General features: G+C 53.7%; 20 protein-coding genes. 7 read left to right on the plus strand and 13 right to left on the minus strand.

Annotation, left to right across the window (positions count from 1 at the left end; all coding sequences use genetic code 11):
* Positions 1–28: 28 nt before the first annotated feature.
* Positions 29–1,303 (plus strand): 4-aminobutyrate--2-oxoglutarate transaminase, encoded by a 1,275-nt coding sequence (gene gabT / locus ACT3T7_RS11345; RefSeq protein WP_444631103.1) that lies wholly within the window; start codon positions 29–31, stop codon positions 1,301–1,303.
* Between the two features lie 66 nt (positions 1,304–1,369).
* Here gabT and ACT3T7_RS11350 read toward each other — a convergent pair whose 3' ends face one another.
* From ACT3T7_RS11350 to ACT3T7_RS11380, 7 genes are all read right to left on the minus strand, one after another.
* Positions 1,370–2,674: a TRAP transporter large permease gene (locus ACT3T7_RS11350; RefSeq protein WP_444631104.1), complete on the minus strand. Its 1,305-nt coding sequence runs from the start codon at positions 2,672–2,674 to the stop codon at positions 1,370–1,372.
* A 24-nt stretch (positions 2,675–2,698) separates the two neighbouring features.
* On the minus strand, positions 2,699–3,178 hold the full coding sequence (locus ACT3T7_RS11355) for a TRAP transporter small permease (RefSeq protein ID WP_444631105.1): 480 nt from the start codon (positions 3,176–3,178) through the stop codon (positions 2,699–2,701).
* 29 nt (positions 3,179–3,207) lie between these two features.
* Positions 3,208–4,227, minus strand: a complete 1,020-nt coding sequence (locus ACT3T7_RS11360; RefSeq protein WP_444631106.1) for a TRAP transporter substrate-binding protein — start codon at positions 4,225–4,227, stop codon at positions 3,208–3,210.
* A gap of 136 nt (positions 4,228–4,363) precedes the next feature.
* A complete protein-coding gene (locus ACT3T7_RS11365) occupies positions 4,364–4,615 on the minus strand; it encodes a thiamine-binding protein (protein ID WP_193055317.1) in 252 nt (83 codons plus the stop codon).
* A gap of 9 nt (positions 4,616–4,624) precedes the next feature.
* Positions 4,625–5,452 (minus strand): alpha/beta fold hydrolase, encoded by an 828-nt coding sequence (locus tag ACT3T7_RS11370; protein ID WP_444631107.1) that lies wholly within the window; start codon positions 5,450–5,452, stop codon positions 4,625–4,627.
* Positions 5,453–5,630: 178 nt separating this feature from the next.
* Complete coding sequence (gene dinB, locus ACT3T7_RS11375; protein ID WP_444631108.1) at positions 5,631–6,677, minus strand: DNA polymerase IV; 1,047 nt, start codon at positions 6,675–6,677, stop codon at positions 5,631–5,633.
* Positions 6,678–6,730: 53 nt separating this feature from the next.
* On the minus strand, positions 6,731–8,212 hold the full coding sequence (locus ACT3T7_RS11380; protein ID WP_444631109.1) for a protein adenylyltransferase SelO: 1,482 nt from the start codon (positions 8,210–8,212) through the stop codon (positions 6,731–6,733).
* A 52-nt stretch (positions 8,213–8,264) separates the two neighbouring features.
* Between ACT3T7_RS11380 and ACT3T7_RS11385 the strand changes: the two genes are divergently transcribed.
* A complete protein-coding gene (locus ACT3T7_RS11385; protein WP_172118649.1) occupies positions 8,265–8,876 on the plus strand; it encodes a DNA-3-methyladenine glycosylase in 612 nt (203 codons plus the stop codon).
* Here ACT3T7_RS11385 and ACT3T7_RS11390 read toward each other — a convergent pair.
* Entirely contained in the window at positions 8,810–9,712 is a 903-nt protein-coding gene (locus ACT3T7_RS11390; RefSeq protein WP_444631124.1) for an NAD-dependent protein deacetylase, read from the minus strand. The genes ACT3T7_RS11385 and ACT3T7_RS11390 overlap by 67 nt on opposite strands.
* 155 nt (positions 9,713–9,867) lie before the next feature.
* Here ACT3T7_RS11390 and ACT3T7_RS11395 point away from each other — a divergent pair, with 155 nt between their 5' ends.
* Positions 9,868–11,040 carry a UbiH/UbiF/VisC/COQ6 family ubiquinone biosynthesis hydroxylase gene (locus tag ACT3T7_RS11395; RefSeq protein WP_444631110.1) on the plus strand — a complete coding sequence of 391 codons (1,173 nt, stop codon included), beginning with the start codon at positions 9,868–9,870 and terminating at the stop codon, positions 11,038–11,040.
* 68 nt (positions 11,041–11,108) lie between these two features.
* Here ACT3T7_RS11395 and ACT3T7_RS11400 read toward each other — a convergent pair whose 3' ends face one another.
* The 4 genes from ACT3T7_RS11400 to ACT3T7_RS11415 all read right to left on the minus strand — a co-directional run bounded on the left by ACT3T7_RS11400 (position 11,109) and on the right by ACT3T7_RS11415 (position 14,823).
* Positions 11,109–11,882, minus strand: a complete 774-nt coding sequence (locus tag ACT3T7_RS11400) for an SDR family NAD(P)-dependent oxidoreductase (RefSeq protein WP_193055311.1) — start codon at positions 11,880–11,882, stop codon at positions 11,109–11,111.
* 21 nt (positions 11,883–11,903) lie between these two features.
* Complete coding sequence (locus ACT3T7_RS11405) at positions 11,904–13,253, minus strand: TRAP transporter large permease (RefSeq protein ID WP_193055310.1); 1,350 nt, start codon at positions 13,251–13,253, stop codon at positions 11,904–11,906.
* Complete coding sequence (locus ACT3T7_RS11410; RefSeq protein WP_192526547.1) at positions 13,246–13,737, minus strand: TRAP transporter small permease; 492 nt, start codon at positions 13,735–13,737, stop codon at positions 13,246–13,248. The genes ACT3T7_RS11405 and ACT3T7_RS11410 overlap by 8 nt, the downstream gene beginning before the upstream one ends.
* 75 nt (positions 13,738–13,812) lie before the next feature.
* Entirely contained in the window at positions 13,813–14,823 is a 1,011-nt protein-coding gene (locus ACT3T7_RS11415) for a DctP family TRAP transporter solute-binding subunit (RefSeq protein ID WP_192526546.1), read from the minus strand.
* A gap of 176 nt (positions 14,824–14,999) precedes the next feature.
* Here ACT3T7_RS11415 and ACT3T7_RS11420 point away from each other — a divergent pair, with 176 nt between their 5' ends.
* Genes ACT3T7_RS11420 through ACT3T7_RS11435 form a run of 4 tightly spaced genes read left to right on the plus strand, consistent with a single transcriptional unit; the run spans position 15,000 to position 19,463 of the window.
* The gene (locus ACT3T7_RS11420) at positions 15,000–15,839 is read left to right on the plus strand and encodes an IclR family transcriptional regulator (RefSeq protein WP_192526545.1); all 840 of its coding nucleotides are present in this window, start codon (positions 15,000–15,002) and stop codon (positions 15,837–15,839) included.
* Complete coding sequence (locus ACT3T7_RS11425) at positions 15,839–17,008, plus strand: acetyl-CoA acetyltransferase (protein ID WP_444631111.1); 1,170 nt, start codon at positions 15,839–15,841, stop codon at positions 17,006–17,008. The genes ACT3T7_RS11420 and ACT3T7_RS11425 overlap by 1 nt, the downstream gene beginning before the upstream one ends.
* A complete protein-coding gene (locus ACT3T7_RS11430) occupies positions 17,005–18,606 on the plus strand; it encodes an acyl-CoA synthetase (protein WP_444631112.1) in 1,602 nt (533 codons plus the stop codon). Before ACT3T7_RS11425 ends, ACT3T7_RS11430 begins: the two co-directional genes overlap by 4 nt.
* Entirely contained in the window at positions 18,603–19,463 is an 861-nt protein-coding gene (locus ACT3T7_RS11435; RefSeq protein ID WP_444631113.1) for a hypothetical protein, read from the plus strand. Before ACT3T7_RS11430 ends, ACT3T7_RS11435 begins: the two co-directional genes overlap by 4 nt.
* Here the strand turns inward: ACT3T7_RS11435 and ACT3T7_RS11440 are convergent.
* Positions 19,446–20,423: a ribonuclease Z gene (locus ACT3T7_RS11440; protein WP_444631114.1), complete on the minus strand. Its 978-nt coding sequence runs from the start codon at positions 20,421–20,423 to the stop codon at positions 19,446–19,448. The two genes, ACT3T7_RS11435 and ACT3T7_RS11440, sit on opposite strands and share 18 nt — an antisense overlap.
* Positions 20,424–20,464: the final 41 nt, after the last annotated feature.

Raw genomic sequence — 20,464 nt, forward strand, 5'->3', positions numbered from 1 at the left:
CTATCCCTTATTAGATAGGAGTTGAGCCATGAGCAATGCTGAGCTAAACGAACTAAAGCGGAGATACGTTGCCAACGGCGCAGCGAGCCCTGCCACAGCGTTTGCCGACCATGCCGAAAACGCCGAAGTGTGGGATGCTGATGGCAACCGATTTATCGATTTTGCTGGCGGAATAGGCGTCCTGAACATCGGCCACCGCCACCCTAAAGTGGTTGCCGCGGTGAAGGCACAGCTCGACAAGGTAATGCATACCTGCCAAACGGTCATGCCCTATGAAGGCTACGTTCGCGTAGCCGAAAAACTTAGCCACCTGGTACCGGTTCGTGGCCACGCCAAGGTAATGCTGGCCAACTCCGGCGCCGAAGCGCTGGAAAATGCCGTCAAGATTGCCCGCGCAGCGACCGGACGCGCTAACGTCATCTGCTTTGATGGCGGCTACCACGGCCGCACCTTCTTCACCATGGCGATGAACGGCAAAGTAGCGCCCTATCAAACCGATTTTGGCCCCATGCCAGGCACCGTATTTCGGGCGCCCTACCCGGTCGATTATCACGGTGTCAGTGAAGATGAAGCCCTTCGCGGCCTGATGATGGCGCTTAAAACCGACGCGGGCCCGTCCAATACCGCCGCCATCATCCTGGAGCCAGTGCTTGGCGAAGGCGGCTTTTACCCGGCACCGGCCTCCTTTCTTAAAAAGATCCGCGACATCTGTGATGAGCACGGCATTCTGATGATTATTGACGAGGTGCAGTCTGGCTTTGGGCGCACAGGCAAGATGTTCGCCATTGAGCACAGCGGTGTTGAGCCCGACATCATGACCATGGCCAAAAGCATGGCCGACGGCATGCCAATTTCAGCCGTGGTAGGCACCGATACAATAATGGACGCCTCAGGCCCCAACTCATTGGGTGGCACCTACACAGGCAGCCCAACCGCCTGCGCTGCCGCACTTGCCGTTATGGAGGTGTTTGAGAAAGAGAACATCCTGGAGAAAAGCCAAGCCCTCGGCGATAAGCTGGCCAAGCATTTTAATCAGTGGCAGGCACGTTACGAAAGCGTCGCTAATGTTCGCCACATGGGCGCCATGGCCGCCTTTGAACTCGTTGCTGATAAAACTACCCGAGCACCCAATGCAGAGCTTGCCAGCGCATTATGCAAAAAAGCCCGCGAAGAGGGTTTGATTCTGCTTTCCTGCGGGATGTACGGCAATACCATCCGCTTTTTAATGCCCATTACCATCGAAGACGACGTTTTGAACGAAGGGCTGGATATTATCGAGTCATGTTTGGAATCGCTGGTTTAGAACGACCACGTGTGGAAAACAAACGCGCCGCTCAAATTGAGCGGCGCGTTGGGTGTTTATCTGCCGTCACCCTGCCATAAATCTTGGCAACCAAAGGGCAATTTGCGGCCAGATGCTCACCAGCATGGCAGCAACACACATGAGCAGGAAAAACGGCAGTGATGCCCATGCAACACGGCTGATGCTTTCACCTGTCAGGCTTTGCAGTACAAAGAGATTAAAGCCAACAGGCGGGGTAATCTGACCAAGTTCAATCATGATAATCAGAAAAATACCAAACCAGATTGGATCAAACCCTGCCAGCAAAACGATGGGGAGCGTAATCGGCAAACTCATTACGGTAATCGAAATACCGTCCAGGAAGAGCCCCAGCACGATATAGAAAATGGCTAGCGCAAACAGCAACACCATGGGACTGAAGTTCTGCTCAGCGATCCAACCTGCCAACTCGCGCGGTAGATGTAGATATCCCATCGCCGTGGATAGAAGCGTTGCTGTGATCAGCAGGCTACACACCATGATGGTGGTGATTAACGTCCCGCGAAATGCTTCAACAAATAGCCTGAGGTTTAGCTGTCTTTCAAATCCCAATAGTATCAGAGTAGCTGCCACGCCCACTGCCGCTGCTTCTGATGGTGTTGCAATGCCGCTATAGATTGATCCAATCACAATGGAGATCAGCAATAATATGGGCAACAGCAACACAAAGGATTGCCAGATAGTCTGTTCAGACACCACGGCTTTAGGCGTTAAGGATGGCGACATCCAGGACCTGAAACAGATATAGCAGCTGTAGAGAAAAGCGATCAAAAGCCCAGGCACCACGCCTGCCATAAACAGCTGACTGATCGATACCTCCGCTTGCACTCCATAGACAATCATCACGATTGATGGAGGAATTAACAGGCCGAGACTACCGGCGCCTGCCAGAGAACCAATCGAAAGGTTTCTGTCATAGCCTCTCTCTTTCAGCTCCTGAGTAGTAATTTTACCAATGGTGGCCGTTGTAGCCGCGCTGGAGCCACTCACGGCTGCAAATAATGTGCAGCCCAAAACGTTGGTATGGAGTATTCCGCCGGGCAAATGGCTGGTAATCGGTACAAGTCCCTTGAACAAACGCTCCGAGATATTCGAGCGAAATATCAACTCTCCCATCAGGATAAACAGCGGAATGGCAGATAATTCCCAGCTGTTGCTAGCCCGATATAAAATCCGAGAAAAAATCAGGCCAATGCGATCTGCACTAAAATCTCCAAACAGCCAAAGAGAGCCGATAGACACTGCCATCATGGCAGCAAAAATCCACATGCCCATGGTCAGAAAGAAAAGCAGTAGAACCGCAACGCCTATAGCCGTCCAAAAAATATCCATGCATGACTTCCCATCAGTTAAATCTTATTCAGCTACAGGCAAATACTGAGAGCGCAACATCAGTATTTTCAGGGCTCTGACAAGAAGCGAAAAAGAGATCAGCCACATACCAATCAGTATCGCGCCCTCGGGTATCCAGATAGGCGTTTCAGCGAGCGTCTCACTGACCACCCCTCGGCTAAAACTCCGCTGAACGTTCTGCAGCCAGAACGTAGATATCCATAGAAAGCAGCCAGCGGCTACCAGGCTACTGAAGAGCTCAAGCGGCCACCGCTTATTCATAGGGATACGTTCAAGCAGAAGGGAGACTCTGATCAGCCCACCTTTCTCAAGTACGTAAGGAAGGCCTAGAAACGACATGGTGGCAACGGCATAGCCAATATACTCATCCAGGATATAGGTGGATTGGCCAAAAAATCTCAGCGCTATCTCCAGAAGAATATGGGCCAGCATATAAATAATCAGTACGATGGCAATCACAGCGCCGATTCTATTAAGCAGCATGGAGACTCGCTCCATGCTCTTCAGAAACATCATTGCTCGCCTCTAAACTCAACCAGGATTGATTGCCCCACATCACCAGTGTTTTGTAGCCAATTCTCAATAACGCTGGCTGATGCGTCCGAAAGCGCGCTAAGCAACTCAGCTGACACCGGATCATTGATGGTTACATCATGCTCACCAAGCGTTTGATAGTTTTCTTCGGTACGGGTCTCAACAGCCGCCCAATTGTGCTGGTCAGTGAGGTTGGCGGCTTCAAGAAGTGCATCTTGCTGTTCAGCGCTCAATGCCTCAAATACACCTTTATTCATATGTACCATATTGAGCGGGATAGCATATTGAACTCCCGCAAAATGGTTCTGATGCTCCCAGAAACTGCCATTCGCGCCCGCCTCTGCCGAGGTTAATACAGCACTGATTCCACCGGTAGCCAACTGAGGCACTACATCTCCCCAGGACAGGCTGACGGGTGAAGCGCCTACATTGCGGAAAGTTTCCGTTCCACTGCGATCAAAGGTGCGGATTTTTAAGCTTTCCAGGTCACCCGGACTCTCTATTGCCGTCTTGGACCAGACGCCGCTCGGCGGCCAAGGTGATGCATAAAGCAGTATCTGGCCATTATCTTCAAAGACTTCTTCGTAATGAGGTTTCGCTATTTCATATAAACGTCGCGCATCTTCGACGTTTTCAACAATAAAGGGCAAGGAAGAGAGCAGGAAGATAGAGTCAATCCCACTCATGGTACCCGAAAGCGTATCGGCTATATCAACGGCGCCATCGGCAACGGCATAAAAGTGGTCACCTGAATTAAAGCCTAAAGCACCACCCGTATGTAGCGTAATATTGATATCGCCATCCGTAAGCTCTCCTACTTTATCAATAAAATAGGCATCGCCTTGGGCGTGTATGGAGTTCGCATTATATTCATTGGAAAAGTCCATATTAGCTGACTGAGCAAAAGCGTAGCCGCTCACCAGTAACGAACCTAATAGAAGAGATGTGTTTATTACCGGCTTAAGCCCATTTTTTTTCGCAGCAGCTTTAGAAATCATTCAATGATCCTACTATTTATTATTGAAGGTATTTCTTAAACTACATTCATTGGCCAGCCAACTGTTTCCTATAGCGACATAAAAGCGTCAAATAGCGACACTGCGTGATAACGGATCTGGGAAGATAGGCCGTAACTCAATCACGGGGTCGTCGATCGCCCTCCAGGAAATTGGCCGTAAATACCGCTTTGCCGTAGGTCTCAAACGACCATTTCATCACATCGCTCAAGGCTGCCATCACCGCATCGAACTCACCAAATATCTGAGTGCTCATGCGGTTGGGATACACCTCTAGCCCCGTCGCCTCAAGGCGCTTGACCACGTCTTTTACCAGCGGTTTAACATCATTGCCCAGCGGGTAGTAGCTAAGCTGCACAGAAAGATACATAACGCCTCCTTACGCTGTGTGTGGTGGCCTACCCGCTGCGCTCGAAAAGCGCTGCCAAGCGGCCAGAATGGCTAACCGTGTTTCGTCGGGGTGCTCCATCGGAAACATATGGGTTCCTAGCGTGTCGCTCACGGTTAAGCCTTTCCGCTTCAAACGTTTGATACGCGCTGCGGTAAGCAAATCCGACTCCTGACCGGCAATAATCGCCAGCGGCACGCCTACCCGGCTCGGCAAGCGCGAAAGGTGGTCCGGCAAGTGGCGAAAAATCTCCACCTCGACACGCGGATCAAACGTCAATTCTGCGCTGCCATCCTCTAAAAGCCGGGTACCTGCTTCAATGTAGTCGTTAAGCGCTGCCGGGGTAAAGCGGCTAAAGAGGCCGCGCTGGCTTAAGGATTTAGCCATCACCTCGCGGCTTGGCCATACGCTGCGCCGGCCCTGGGTCTTACCTGCCGGTGTGATGCGATCTATAAAACCAAAACGCTTGGCCACTTTCATGGCCCAGGCATCGGCTCCCAGCATCAACGGCGGGTCGAGCAGGATCACCCCGCAAAAACGCTCGGGCTGCTTGTCGGCCGCCATGGCCATCAGCGTGCCGCCCAGCGAATGCCCCACGCCTAGCAGGGGTGCTTCGGTATCCGGCAGATAGCTTAATAGCTCATCCACCAGGTTGGCCCAATTGTGGTTCACCGGGTAGTCCGGATGATGCCCTAGCCGATCTACGGGGTGGATCTCAAAGGTATCGGCCAAGGGTTCGAGCAGGCTTTTATAGCTCAGCCCAGGAAACCCATTGGCATGGGCAAACATCAGATGAGGCCGTACGGGGGTTGTTGTCATAAAAAAACTCTTGGGCCTTTAACGCCGCCGTTATGGTCGCCAGTACACGTGGCAATACCGTTTTCATACAATCTTTCTCATACAAGCGTTTTCATACAACCGTTTTAACGTGCGGACTAAAGAGCGTCAATCGACATAAGGTTTAACAGGCTAACAAAATATCGGTAGCCGCTGATTTCTAAAACAGAGAGAGCTGCTCGGCCGGTGCGGCTTCTGCCAGGCGATACCCCACCCCCAGCAGACGCACCGGGCGCTCGCCGCGCGCCCAACCAACATTCAACAGCGTCTCGAACTGCTCAAGGTTGGGCGCGGGGTCGGCATGCTCCACCGTGGTTTGGGTAAAATCGTTAAACTTCACCTTGACCATTAACCCTCTTACGCCAGGCGGTGGGTCCAAGCGGGCATAGCGGCGCTCTAAATCTTCTAACAGCACAGGGAGTTGTTGGCGGCACTCCGCAAGCGTGGGCAGGTCCTTGGCATAGGTCTGCTCGGTACTTACCGATTTACGCTCACGATGGGTTTTAACCGGCCGCTCGTCATGGCCAAGGCTTAGCTCGTGCAAGCGTTTACCAAAGCGGCCAAACTGTTCCACTAGCTCTGTAAGTGGGCGAGCACGCAGGTCAGCGCAGGTATGGATATCCAGCCGCGCCATCTTTTCAGCGGTGCGTGGGCCCACTCCATGAATCTTTTTCACCGGCAGCGCCTGCACAAAGTGCTCCACTTCATCAGGCGTAATCACACACAGGCCGTCCGGCTTGTTCCAGTCGCTGGCGATTTTGGCGAGGAACTTGTTGGGTGCCACCCCCGCCGACACGGTGATGCCTACCTCCCGTCGAACCCGCTCGCGGATCGCCTGCGCCATGCGCGTGGCACTGCCCTGGTGCAGCGTCACTTCGGAGACATCCAAAAACGCCTCGTCCAACGACAGCGGTTCGATTAAATCGGTCACCTCGCGATAAATCGCAAAGACCTGGCGCGCCACTTCCTTGTACTTGGCCATATCACCACGGATAAGCGTTAAATGTGGGCAGCGTTTCAGTGCCTGAGCCATCGGCATGGCGGAATGAATGCCGTATTCGCGGGCGGGATAATTGCAGGTTGCGACCACCCCGCGCTGCTCGACGCTCCCCCCAATGGCAATGGGAATATCCTTGAGCGCCGGGTTGTCGCGCATTTCTACCGCCGCGTAAAAGCAGTCACAGTCGCAGTGGATAATTTTGCGCACTGGCCACCCTTCTCACCTGTAAAAAAACACAGTTTATCACAGGTTTTTCCTGTTCAGGTCCCGCAGAATGTTCTCAATACTTGTTCGCTGCTGGTGGCGGGAACGGCCAGGCGGCGCGCTTCCGGTGAATCCTCGAAGGGCTTAGTCACCGCTGCAAGCAAGGTATGAAAAGGTGCGTAGTCGCCCTCGTAAGCGGCATTAATCACTTCCTGAACGCGGTGATTACGCGGAATAACGACCGGATTGGCGTGCCGCATCGCCTCCCAACGCGCTACATCCTGATGAGCAACACACTCGGCCTGCCAGGCTTCTATCCACGCGCCCAAGGCGTCAGGCTGAGTGGTTAACGCAAGCACGGCATCATGAGTTTGGGCACCCGGTGAGGCGGCGTACTGGGTCAGCGCGTCAAAGGTTGCCGTCATATCCATCTTGCCTTGGGCCATTTGGATTTCAAGCGACGCCATCAGCGTATTGGCTTGCTCGCTATCAGACGAAAGCCCTAGCTTATCCGCCTGACGCTTGCGCTGCTCATCGGCATGTATATCGGTAAAACGATGAATGGCTTGCGTTGCCTGCTCCACCGCCTCATCGCCCTGCGCCTGCATTAGCGGCAGTAACGTTTCCGCCAGGCGGGCCAGGTTCCATTGGGCAATCGCGGGCTGATTGCCAAAGGCGTAGCGGCCGGCCTCGTCAATAGAGCTAAACACCTTTTGCTGATCAAACTGCTCCATAAAGGCACAGGGACCGTAATCAATGGTCTCCCCGGTGATGCTGGTGTTATCAGTATTCATCACACCGTGGATAAAGCCTACGCTCATCCAGTGCGCCACCAGCGCGGCTTGGCGGGCAACAACCGCCTCCAGCAGTGCCAGGTAAGGATCATCGGCTTGGGCCGCGTCTGGGTAGTGGCGCTCAATCGCGTAATCCGCCAGGGCTTTTAGGGTCTGTTCATTACGCAGCACCGCAGCAAACTGAAAGGTGCCAACGCGCACGTGGCTGCGAGCCACCCGGGTAAAAACAGCCCCTGGCTCAGGTAGTTGGCGTCTAACCACCTCTCCGCTGGCTACCGCGGCCAGCGCCCGCGTAGTGGGTACGCCAATCGCCGCCATAAATTCACTGACCAGGTACTCACGCAGCACAGGCCCCAAGGGCGAGCGGCCATCACCGCCGCGTGAAAAAGGAGTTCGCCCGCTGCCCTTCAGCTGTATATCCCGCCGCTGGCCCTGCTCGTCTACCACTTCGCCCAGCAAAAGTGCCCGGCCATCCCCCAACTGAGAGACAAAATTACCAAACTGGTGGCCCGCATAGCCAAGCGCAATAGGGTCCGCGCCTGGGGGCAGCGTATTGCCGCTAAACCACTGCGCCAGCGTGGCGTTATCAGGCACCTCACTCGCCCCCAGGGTTTGAGCAAGGGAGTGATTAAAGGCAATTAAGCTGGGCGCTTTTACCGGCGTGGGCTGGCACGCCATCCACAGCGGCTCAGGTAGTGTTTTGTAAAAATGCTCAAACGTCAGCACAGTCACCTCCTCTATCATTGGGCGTTATCTCCTAATACCCTAGCAGTTCACTCAAGCAGGCGGTGAGATAATGTCCTCTCTTCACGGGTTACCTTTGCCTCCAGTGGCACGCGACTTCTATCAACGCGATACCGTCGCCGTCGCCAACGACCTGTTAGGTTGCTGGTTAGTGCGTGTCATAGACGGCGTTCAAATGGCGGTGCGTATTGTTGAAACCGAAGCTTATTGCGGCGCCCACGACTCAGCCTGCCATGCCCACCGTGGATTAACGCCTCGCACGGCGGCGATGTTCGGCCAGCCCGGTCACGCCTACGTGTACCTGGTGTATGGCATGCACTGGCTGCTTAATATCGTTACCGAGCCTGAAGGCTCGCCTTGTGCGGTGCTGATCCGCGCTGTTGAACCCGTACTTAACGAACACGCCATGCGCGAGCGGCGCAGTATACCGGGCAGGCAATTATGTAACGGGCCCGGCAAACTCACCCGGGCACTTGGCGTGGATAAAGCACTTTACGGCCACGATATGACGCGCGCCGAGCAGTTGTGGGTATGTGCAGGCAGCCACTCGACGCCCATTGCCAGCGGTCCGCGTGTCGGCATCGACTACGCCGAGCCTCATGATCGTGATGCGCCCTGGCGGTTTTGGCTGGAAGGCAACCCGTGGGTATCCAAAGCGCGCTGACCCAGCGTCAACCGCTTAACAGCATGGGTTAATACCGGCGTTAATGGGGCGCGCCATTGATGGCTGAGTAGCGTATCTGCCCGGGTAACACCCAGCGACAGCGAGGCAATGGGCAAGCCCATGGAATGAGCATCACGACAGAAGCGGTAGCCCGAAAACACCATTAACGACGTGCCTACGGCCAGCACCGCATCCGCCTTGTTCAAGCCAGCCTGCGCCGCTTGGCGACGCTCTGCAGGCACCACGTCGCCATAATAAACCACGTCCGGCTTTAAAATACCGCCGCAACGCGGGCAATCAAGCACGCGAAACGTACTGAAATCGGTTTCCAGGTCAGCGTCGCCATCCGGCGCGTGCGTGGCATTAAGTACCGCAAAGGCAGGGTTCATGCGCGCCATTTCGCTATGCATGGCGTGGCGCATCATCTGGTAATGGCAGGTCATGCACGTCACCAGATCCGCCCGGCCGTGCAGGTCGATGACACGCTTTGAACCTGCCCGCTGATGAAGGCGGTCAACGTTCTGCGTTACCAAAAGCTCTACAAACCCCATCGCCTCCAGCGCTGCCAACGCCTGGTGAGCGCCACTTATTTGGGCTTCGCGGAGCGCTTTAAATCCGACCAGCGCACGCGCCCAATAGCGCTGACGCACGCTGAGCGATGCCATAAAGTCGCCGTGCTGAACAGGAGGTGGCCGTTTCCACTGCCCGTTAGCGTCGCGGTAGTCGGGAATACCGCTATCGGTACTCACACCCGCGCCGGTAATTACCCACAACCTGGGGTGCTGCTCGATAAAGCGAGCAAGTTCAAACCCCGCTTGGGCCACACTTTTTTCCATTTCCACGGCCTGCGTCAATTGATGCCCTAGGCAAGTTTCCCCTATCTCGACGATACTGTAGGACATTATGGGCACATGCAACGTACTTGGTCTTAACGTACCTGGTCTCAGCGTACTTAGCAGCGATGCCTGACTACGCATTGAAGGAGCGCCTCATGCAGAGCGATCACGATATTATTATTGTTGGCGGCGGTATGGTGGGAGCCGCGCTGGCGGCCCGGTTGGGTAACGCGGGCTACGCTATCGGACTGATCGAGCGAGGTGCCGAGCCTACCCCCATGAGCGGCGATTATGACCTGCGTATTTCATCGTTAAACGCCCGCTCGCTGGCGTTTGTTAAGCTTAGCGGTACAGAACTGCCCCAGGAACGCTGCTGCCCCTTCCGCCATATCGATGTCTCCAACCTGGACGGCACTGGGCATAGCGTGTTCTCTGCCAATGATAGCGGCATGGACGATTTTGGCCTGTTTATTGAAAACCGAACGCTTCAGTACACCCTTTGGCAGCGCCTTCAAGAGCTGCCCAGCGTTACCTGTTATACCCACTGCGCACCTATCAATACGCTGATTGCTGGCGACAAGCGGGTGGTCGAACTGGATAACGGCAAGATGCTGAGCGCGCGCCTGGTGGTCGGTGCCGACGGCGCGCGTTCAACGCTACGCCAGCTAGCGGGCATCGAGGTTACTAGCCATAACTACCATCAGCGGGCGCTGATTGTGAACGTGGAAACAGCGCTTCCTCAGCAGGATGTGAGTTGGCAATACTTTACGCCGACCGGGCCCATCGCCATGCTGCCGCTACCCGGCCATCGGGCATCGTTAGTATGGTACGACCATGATGAGACGACCAAAGCCCGCGAAGCGCTGGATGACGACGCGCTTAAAGCGGCGATTGAAAACGCGTACCCCAAGCGGCTGGGCAAACTGACCCGCATTGTCGCTCGCGCCAGCTTCCCGATTAAACGCCAGCACGCCCGCCGCTATATCGGCAAGCGCTTGGCGTTAATTGGCGATGCTGCCCATGTGGTTCATCCGCTGGCAGGCCAAGGGTTAAATATTGGCCTGCACGATGCCGATACATTGGCCGAGATGGTTATTAAAGGCCGCGACCCGGGCGACCACATTAACCTGCACCGTTTCGAGTGCCAGCGCCGCGTGGCAAACCAGGCCATGATCGCCGCGACCGACAGCTTCCACCACCTGTTCACCGGTGCCAAACCGCTGCGCCAGTTGGGTGATCTAAGCCTGCATTTGGCCGAACGCTTCCCACTCGCCAAGCGCATGATGATGCAACAGGCCAATGGGTTGAATCCGTTTAAGAAGGGATAGATTTATTTCATAACCGGTCGGTAAACGCAGTGGCGCATGCTGCCAAGAGTGGAGCTTGCGCCAGCTACTTACGGGTTATTAGCACTTCGTAAGGCGGTGAGCCCCACTCCCGCTGACTGAAAACCACCGTCAACCGCAATTGTCTGCCCCGTGACATACCCGCCCTCCGGGGAGCATAAAAAGGCAATCACCTCGGCTATTTCTTTCTCTTGGCCAAACCGGTTAAGAGGTATGGTCTCAAGGTAGCTTGCTTTCATTTCCGGCGCGGCTTCCACCAGTTTTGCCAATAGCTCCGTCTCTACGGGCCCAGGCGCCACACAGTTGGCTCTTATACCGTGCTCGCCCAACTCCATTGCCTGCTGCTTGGTTAAATGAATAACCGCCGCCTTGGACGTACCATAAGCCGTTCTTAACGTACTGGCGCGCAAACCCGCGATAGAAGCTACGTTAACAATCGCTCCGGATACCTTTTTCATCAGCGGCGTCAGGGCCTGCGTGACAAGAAAGGTGCCGTCCAGGTTCACCGACATGATTTTTTTCCAACTATCAAAGCCAGTCTCCTCTATCGGATGAAGAGCGGCTATTCCTGCGTTATTGACTAGCGCGTCGACACGCCCATATTGGCGCTCGATGACCGCAGCCATGGCGCTAACATCATCAGGGTTAGAAACATCACATTCGACTGGCAATACGCCGCTGTACGTCTCGGCCAATTCGCTGGCAACCGTGTAGCTCATGTCCACCACGGCTACGTCATAACCCTTTGCAAGAAAAATCTCTACGGCAGCAAGCCCGATTCCCCGCGCACCACCGGTTACAACGGCAACTTTTTTAGTGACCATCAAGCACCTCTTCTCTCGTTATTATTGACTGACCAAAAGCATGGATATCTGCGGGAAAAAAGCCACTAATGCGAGCCCTACCAAACACGCGCCAACACAAATAAAGGTGCCTCGCGCTATTTTTTCAATGGAAAGACCTGTCACATTCGCAGCGACATAAAGATTAATACCCACAGGTGGTGTTATCAGGCCAATGGAGAGGTTAATCATCACCAAAACACCAAACCAGACAGGGTCCCAGCCAAGCTGGTGCACAATAGGAAGAAACACCGGTAACGAAATAAACATCACCGTTACCGCATCCATAAACATGCCAATAATCAGCAGGATCAGCATGATAACCAATAAAACAACCCACTCATTGTTGCTCATGCCTAACAACATGGAAGAGTAAGTGCCTACCAGGTCATCAACCGTCACCACCCAACCAAACAGGCTTGCGTAAGCAACCACCAGCATAACGACGGCAGACGATGCCGCCGCATCACTAACGGATTCATACAATTTTTTGATGCTTAATGTTTTATAGATGACCGCACCCACCAGCAACGCATAGATAGTGGCCACTAATGCGGCTTCCGTAGGGGTAAACACACCGGCGTATATCCCTCCCAAAATAACGACCGGCGTGAGCAAGCCCCAAAAAGAGTCTTTAAAGGAAGCCCATAATCGACCTGCATAGCCCAGTTGCGGGTAAGGGTTATCGCCCATCGACATAACGGAAGGTTCAGATGACAGGCCCGATGATCCCGCAGCTCCCGCGTTTTTCACGCGCCCCCACGGCAGGGTCACTATCATTAAACCGCCCATCATCAGGCCAGGTAAAATGGCAGCCATAAACAGCTTCGATATTGAGGTTTCAGCAATAACGCCGTAAATCACCAACCCGATAGAAGGCGGGATAACGATCGACAAGGCCGCGCCCGTACACACCAAACCTGCAGCATAGGCCTTGCGGTAGCCGTCTTCTTCCATGCCTTTTATGATCATGGGCCCAATGGCGGCAACCGATGCCGGGCCAGAACCGCTAACAGCACCCCAAAACAAACAAACGACCGTACCGACGATGCCCATTCCACCGGGAAGACCACCCACCAGTACTCTGAAAAATCGGATCATCCGGTCAGCGATTCCAAGCCTTCCCATCAACGTTCCAGCAAGAATAAAGAAGGGAATCGCTAATAATGAAAATTTGGTAATACCTGTCGCAATCAAATCACCGGCGAGATCTAATCCAAACCCCATGTGCCACATGGCATAAATAGCGGACAGACCGAGTGAGAATGCGACGGGCACCCTCAACAAAAGCAGCAGGAAAAAGACGCTAATCATCTGTGAACCTGTCGAAAGCGTGCCGAAGATATCAAACATCTGCGCCTCCGATCGTGGGTTCCACGTTGCCGTTCATTTCTTGCCATGCACGCTGCAAAAATCGAATAGCAATGAGAATAAAGCCAAAAGGTATCGCAACGTGGTAGTACCAGGCGGGTAACCCTAGGCCGTAAGAGCGGGTTCCACTATTAAACTGATTGCTTAACACTTCCCAGGAGAAATAGGCTGACATGCATAGTAACGTTACAGACAGCAGCACAGACAACATAAAGACGACTGTTTTAGCGTGCCTTGGCAATACGTTATAGAGAACAGTTACCGCCAAGTGTTCACCCCGCCTTGCCGCAATCGCCGCGCCAAAAATAGTTAATATCAAAAACCCATTGGTAAGAAGTTCTTCTGTCGCGGCAAGCGAGTAGTTAGTACCGTATCGAACAACGACATTAGCGAAGCCAAGTAGCGCCATACTCAAGAAGAGGCCAGTGCATACTATTTTTTCAAATTCGTTAATTATAAATTTCATAAGGCATTGACCCTATACTGACACCAATAACTCTGACTAAGGTTAGTCAGAGTTATTGTCAGTAAATGCTATTCGTTATTGCTGCTTGGAACTTTCTATCGTTTCGACAAAGCTGGAAACGATGTCAGGACCGACTCTTTCAGCCCAGATATCAAAGGCAGGTGCCGTTGCTTGCCTAAATACCTCGATCTCTTCCGGGGTCAATTCGGTAATATCCATGCCTTGTTCACGAAGGAAGTCGACGCCCTCAGCCGTATTTTCGCGTGTAATGGCGAGCTGATGCGCCATGGCCTGGTCAGCCGCTTGCTGAACCATCTCCTGCGTTTCAGCATCGAAGCTTTCCCAACGCTGCTTGGAAATGCCTAAAAAGATAGGGTCATACGAGTAGTGCCAGAGCGTTATATAGTCTTGCACTTCATAAATACGCTGGGGAATGATAACGGCACCAATTCCATTTTCCTGACCGTCAACAACGCCTTGCTGCAATGCCGAGATCGTCTCGACCCACTGCATTTGCTGCGGGTTGGCGCCCAATGCATCCATAACATCAACATACATAGGACCTGCCACGCGCATATTTAACCCGCGCATATCGTCAGGGCTACGAATCGGCCGTTTACTATTGGTCAGTTCACGAAAACCGCTTTCACCCCAGGCCAGCACCTTAACGCCCTTTTCATCCATGATCTCTTCAAGCAACTTAACCGGCTCGCCGTTCATGGTGGCGTCTACCTGATCATAACCGTCGTAGAGATAAGGCAGTGAAAAAACAGCCATTTCAGGTATTAACGGCGTGACATTAATGGCGGAGGTCATCACTAAATCAATAGCGCCCCTACCCACCATTTCAAACTGGCGCATCTGGTCGCCACCCGCTAACTGCGAGTTAGGAAACGTACGAACCGACAGTTCGCCTTCTGAGGCTTCATTTAACAAGTCGTTAAAGAGTTCAGCGGCTTCATGCCACGTGGTGGTGTCACCGGTGTTATGAGAAAGCCTTAATGTTTCAGCGGATGCCGCACTGGCAAAAAGCAAGCTTGCAGCAGAGGTGGCCCAGACAGTTTTTAAAAAAGCATGGCGTTTCATTATGTTCTATTCCTCGTGGCGTATCCGTGCTAACGCACTTGATTGTTATAATCCACAATATGGACCATTCGTTATATATACGACAATAAAAATTTGCCAAAAGCACTCCAGAAAGTCAAAGTATCAGCAAAATAAGCTCAATACACGCGCCATTAAAACAACAATCGGTCCATAATATGGAACACAAAGCCTTAATAACGGAGAGCACAACCGCTGGTGCACAAAGCGTCGACCGTGCACTGGGGTTATTAAGCCTGATTGCTCGACAAGCCGAAGGCAGCTCACTGGCCGATTTAACCAGGCACAGTGGTTTAAACAAGCCCACGGTAAGACGATTGCTGCTGGCACTTATTAATGCAGGAATGGTAGAGCAATCGCCCGCTAATCATCATTATCAATTAGGCCCAGAAGCCTATTTGCTGGGCCACAGAGCTTCCGAGCAACATAACCTGACGCGACTGGCTACGTGCAATGTCGCTCGTTTAGCGCAGCGAACGGAAGATGCCGCCTGTCTTTCTATCCGCCGAGGCCACTTCTCGCTGTGTCTGTATCGTGAAGACGGCGTTTATCCCATTCGGACCCATGCCCTTGTGCAAGGCGCCTATCATCCTCTGGGAGTAGGCGCAGGCTCACTCGCCATGTTGGCAGCGCTGCCTGACGCTGAAATTACCCACGTATTAGATGCACAACGCCCGCTCCTTGAACAGCAGTACCCCCAACTGGCTCCAGAGCATATGGTAAACCTGGTGAACGAAACGCGGTTGCAGGGCTATGCCGTTAACCCTGGGCTGGTGTTTGCGGATTCATGGGGAATCGGCATTGCCCTACGTTGGCCTGATGGCGTACTGGCCGGCTCACTTTCGCTAGCAGCGATAGAGAGCCGTATGCAGGAACCACGTCGTTCCCAAACGCTTGTGCCGAGATTAAAAGAAGAGGCGTTAGCGATTGAGCATCTGTTAGCCGCTGAATTTACAAGACATCAAACATCTCCCACTCCCCTCGCCAGGAGCAAATAATGACAAAAGCACAGATCGTCGGTTGGGCCCACTCCCCTTTTGGAAAATTGCCCGAACCCGACACCCAAGCGCTGATGCAAAGCGTGGTTCAGGATGCGCTCGTTCATGCAGGCGTCGATCATGAGGCTATCGACGGCATTTTTGTCGGTGTCTATAACAACGGTTTCTCGGCTCAGGACTTCCAAGCAGCCCTGGTGGCGATGGGCGACGAGCGCTTTGCGCACACGCCCGCCACGCGTTACGAAAATGCCTGCGCAACAGGCAGCGCAGCGCTGCATGGCGCGCTCGACTTTATAGAGTCTGGGCGTGGGCGCATCGCCCTGGTCATCGGCGCTGAAAAAATGACGGCAACGCCCACTGCTGAAGTGGGCAACATTCTGCTAAGCGCCAGCTATCACCGTGAAGAAGCCCATATTGCGGGGGGGTTTGCGGGGGTGTTCGGCGAAATTGCTGACCGTTACTTCCAAACCTATGGGGACCGCTCCTACGAACTCGCCATGATCGCAGCCAAAAACCACGCGAACGGTGTGTTTAACCCCTATGCCCAAATGCGCAAAGATATCGGCGTCGATTTCTGCGCCACCGTTTCTGAGCGCAACCCGACGGTCGCAGGTCCTTTGCGTCGCACAGACTGCTCGCTCATTTCGGATGGCGCAGCGGCCATGATTATTGCCGATGCCGAAACGGCCGCTCAATTAAAGCGTGCGATTGCCTTTCGAGCGCGAACGCAAGCCAATGACTTAATGGCGCTTTCAAGACGAGACGTATTGGAGTTTCGTGGGGCGTCAATGGCCTGGCAGAAAGCGCTCGCAAGCGCTGACGTCAATATTATGGATTTATCCCTCGTCGAAACACACGACTGTTTCACTATTGCCGAGCTGCTTGAGTACGAAGCCATGGGGCTCGCCAAAAAGGGCGAAGGCTATCGTGTTATTCAGGAAGGTATCACGCAAAAAGATGGCGCCTTGCCCGTCAATCCATCAGGCGGGCTAAAAGCCAAAGGTCATCCTATCGGCGCTACCGGTGTTTCCATGCATGTAATGGCCGCCATGCAGCTAATGGGTGAGGCGGAGCAGATGCAAATACCCAATGCGCACCTGGCAGGTGTTTTCAATATGGGCGGCGCGGCGGTCACTAATTACGTGTCTATTCTGGAGCGTGTGAAATGAGCCTGAATGAACACAACAGCGTCATGCCTGTTTCTACCCGAGTGATGAACCTGTCTCACCTTCTCACCGAAAGCTCGCGCCGTTTCTCGAACGAGATTGGCTTTGTGTGGGGCGAAAAGACTTGGACATGGAAACAGATGGAAGAGCGCTCACAAGCGTTTGCGTACGCGCTCAGTCATGAAATGGGCCTGCAAAAGGGTGACCGTTTACTGGTTCAGTCCTCCAACTGCCACCAAATGTTTGAAGCGATGTTTGCCTGTTGGAGAATAGGCGCCGTATGGGTGCCGACCAACTATCGTCAGTCGCCCGACGAGGTGGCTTACCTGGCCGAATCCTCTGGGGCAAAAGGCCTGCTTTGTGGCGCCAGCTTTCCCCGTCACGCCGCCGCTTGCGCCCCTCTTGTTGATGTGACGATCTCGATTGGAGAGAGTGATTTCGCCGTCGATTACGAAGCGCTGGTTGAACGCTTTTCAGGCCAGCACTTACCAACCGCCGCGGTTAGTCGCGATGACCCTGCGTGGTTTTTCTTTACCTCTGGCACCACCGGGCGCCCCAAGGCAGCCGTACTGACCCATGGCCAAATGGCCTTCGTTGTCACGAATCATTTATGTGACTTGATGCCAGGAACCAGCGCCTCTGACGCGTCTATCGTCGTAGCGCCACTGTCGCACGGCGCGGGCGTTCATCAACTTGCCCAAGTCGCTCACGGCGTTAAAACCATACTCCCGGCAGACGAGAAATTTGACCCCGAGGCGATTTGGCAGCTTGTTGAAAAGTGGAACGTGACCAACCTATTCACCGTACCCACTATTGTCAAAATGCTCATTGAGCACTCCAGTGTAAAGCGGCATGACCACTCCTCCTTACGCTACGTTGTCTACGCTGGCGCGCCCATGTACCGGTCCGACCAGGTGAAAGCACTGGAAACATTAGGGTCCGTACTGGTTCAGTATTTCGGGCTTGGAGAAGTGACCGGCAATATAACGGTGCTGCCCCCCGCGTTTCACCACGTTGACGATAACCACATGAAAATAGGGAGCTGTGGCTTTTCGCGTACCGGCATGCAGGTGCAAATTCAGGATAGCAATGGTGCTGAAGTAGCCGCCGGTGAGACGGGAGAAATTGCCGTCATCGGGCCAGCTGTTTTTGCGGGCTACTACAATAACGCCGAAGCCAATCAAAAGAGCTTTCGAGATGGCTGGTTTTTAACGGGCGACCTGGGCCATCGGGATGAAGAAGGGTTCATTTACCTGACCGGCCGCGTTTCGGATATGTATATATCGGGCGGCTCCAACATTTATCCTCGCGAAATTGAAGAGAAGCTGCTTAGCCATCCTGCCATTTCTGAAACAGCCGTATTGGGCGTACCTGATCCTGTTTGGGGTGAAGTCGGCATGGCCGTGTGTGTGCTTTACCCCGGCCAGCCACTGGATGCTGCCTCCTTGAATGCATGGCTGGGTGAGCGCATTGCTCGCTACAAGATGCCTAAAAGCTACGTATTCTGGGAAGAAATGCCCAAAACGGCTTACGGAAAAATCACTAAAAAGCTCATTCGTGAAACATTAACGGAGCGTGGTGAATTACAGGAGGCAACATGAGTTCACCACCCAGCAATGCGTCAACGCTTGGCTATATCGAGCACCCTGGCACGCCTGCACAAACGCGCTACCAGGCGCAGCTCTGCCATACCCAAGAGCGATCACTCACGCTTGAAGGCGGCCAAACGCTACATGACGCCATCGTCCAAGCGCTTCAAAAGCAGGCCATCTCGTCAGCGTACTTAACGATCAATAATGCAGCGATGCAAACGCTTCACTATGTCATCCCGGGCGATGACCCAAGTGGGCAACATGCCGCCTGGTACAGTGAAACGCACCGTTTATCACCACCGGCAAACATACACACCGCAGGCATTCATGTAGGCCTGCGTGATGGTGAACCTTTTCTGCATTGCCACGGGATATGGCAGCGAGGCGATGGGCATACCGCGGTTGGCCATCTGCTAGCGCCCGCGTCGATATTAGCCAATGACATTGAGGTGTCGTGTATCGCGATAGAAGGCGCCTATTTGGCCGTCACGGCTGATGAAGAAACCCGATTTCCTCTTTTTGCGCCTTACCAGAGCGCCAGCAGTGCCGCTAAGCCCAACGCCCTCTTACTGACGTTACGCCCCAATCAAGACCTCAATGCCGCCATCGCAGCAACCGCTAAACGCTACGGGATTGATACGGCACAGATCATGGGCCTTGGAAGCCTGGTGCAAACCTGTTTTACAGACGGCCACCAGCTTAAAAGCCACGCGAATGAAATACTGATACTCGATGGAACATTGAAAGATGGGCAACCCTCACTTCAAGCAGTCTCTGTCGGTATCGGCGGCGAACAACATCAAGGAGCGCTTGCCCCTAGGCGTAACGCTATCTGCGTTACCTGTGAGCTATTGCTGCGCTTTTAATTCGCTCGCCACTTCAGCAAAGTGGCCCGCTTTATCTAGGCTAAATTCGAGAAAATCCCGCGCAAGGTAAAGCGCGCCCGAATAGGCGCTTTGGGCCTCTTTGCGGATATCCTCGATAGAGGGCGATGCTAGGGGGTTGAGCTGATAACGCGGGCTAAAGTGCGTCAGCACCAGGTTGGGCAGCGCTACCGATTCGGCAAAATCAGCCACAAGCCTGGCGTAGCTATGCCCTACTTCAAGCGCCTTCTGGGCCATTTCCTGAGTATACGTGGCTTCATGCACCAGCACTTGCGCCCCTGCGCACGCTTCCCACAACAGCTCAGGCTGGGCATTGTCCCCCGCGATGACCACTTTTCTGGGTCTGTGTTTGAGGAGTAAGAATTCATGGCTTGTTAATGTCTCACCCGCGAACTCAATATCGACCCCTTTTTTCAACAGCCCCCACAACGGCCCTCTGGGAATCCCCTTCTGGATGAGCTTTTCGATATCCAAGGCAGCGTCGACGTTTTTCTCTGTCAACGCATAGGCATAGGACGCCACCCCATGGGAGAGTTTGAACGTGGCAACCGCCATGTTTTCAAACTCAATGCTCGGCAGGTCATCTGAGCAGATAAATTCCAGCGCGAAAGGCAAGCTTAGCTGCGTCGCCTCGCAAGTAGCCTCCCACCACGCTTTGATGCCTGCGGGTGCGACAATGGTAAGTGGCGCTTTTCGGCCGTTCATTCCCGCGCTCGCCAGTATGCCCGGCAGCCCGTAGCAGTGGTCGCCGTGCACATGGGTAATCAAAATGGCGTTTAATGAATGAAACGACAGCTTCGTACGCAAAACCTGATGCTGGGTGCCCTCTCCACAATCAATCAGGTACCAGCCTTTGCCCTTGCTCTCGCGCAAAGCAATGCCAGTCACATTTCGGCTTTTGGTGGGCACACCGGCGGAGGTGCCAAGGAATAGTAACTTCATATCTTGTTAGTTCTCTTTTGTGCGCCAGCTTTGAAACCAAG

The sequence above is a fragment of the Halomonas sp. 111 genome (assembly GCF_052379685.1).
Lineage (GTDB): Bacteria > Pseudomonadota > Gammaproteobacteria > Pseudomonadales > Halomonadaceae > Vreelandella > Vreelandella citrativorans.